At 63.0% G+C, this 654-nt stretch carries 1 protein-coding gene; it reads right to left on the bottom strand.

Features of this window, described 5'->3' with window-relative positions; genetic code table 11:
• Nucleotides 1-49 precede the first annotated feature (49 nt).
• Nucleotides 50-654, bottom strand: a 605-nt coding sequence (locus tag ACSFA2_RS25415; RefSeq protein ID WP_435458110.1) for an integrase core domain-containing protein, incomplete at its 5' end; no start/stop codon positions are given.

Genomic DNA, 654 nt, shown 5'->3' on the forward strand with positions numbered 1-654 from the left:
GGGGACCTTGGAAACAGGTGTGCGCGGACATAGGAAACACGTTGGCAGGTTAGCGCTTTACAAGCAAGGAGTTCAAGTCCAGCCGCATGAACGGGTGGTGGCAGAAGAACACGTTGAAGTGACCGTCGTGCTGCGGCTCGGCCCGCAACGCGATGGGCAACTTCAGAAGGCAATTGGGCACTTTCAGCTTGTGTCCCAGGAAGTTGGCCTGGCCGTTGTGCTTGACCGTCACCACCGTGTCGTCTGGCTGGTACTCGATGGGCGCCAAGGCCTGCGGGTAGGGCCTGGGGCTGATTGCGTAGCGTTTGGCAGGCGTGAGCAGGTCCAGCGCATCGTGCGGGCGCTCGTGGTTGTAAATGCTGCGCCAGCGCTCGAAGGCCGCTTGGGCATGCGCCAGGTCGACGAAGCTGCGGCCTGCGAGCAACTCCGTCTTCAGCGAGCGATGGAAGCGTTCGATCTTGCCGTTGGTCTGAGGGTGATACGGCGCACTGTGGCTGATTCGGATGCCCAGCCTGATAAGCCACACGCCCAATTCGGACAGCCCATGACCCGGCTGGCGCGGAGCGCCCCAGGGGGCCCCGTTGTCCGTGTTGATACGCACCGGCAGCCCGTAGCGGGTGAAGACCTGCACCAAGTGCGGCTGCACGCTGTCGA

Source organism: Variovorax cryoconiti (assembly GCF_051216395.1).
Lineage (GTDB): Bacteria > Pseudomonadota > Gammaproteobacteria > Burkholderiales > Burkholderiaceae_C > Variovorax.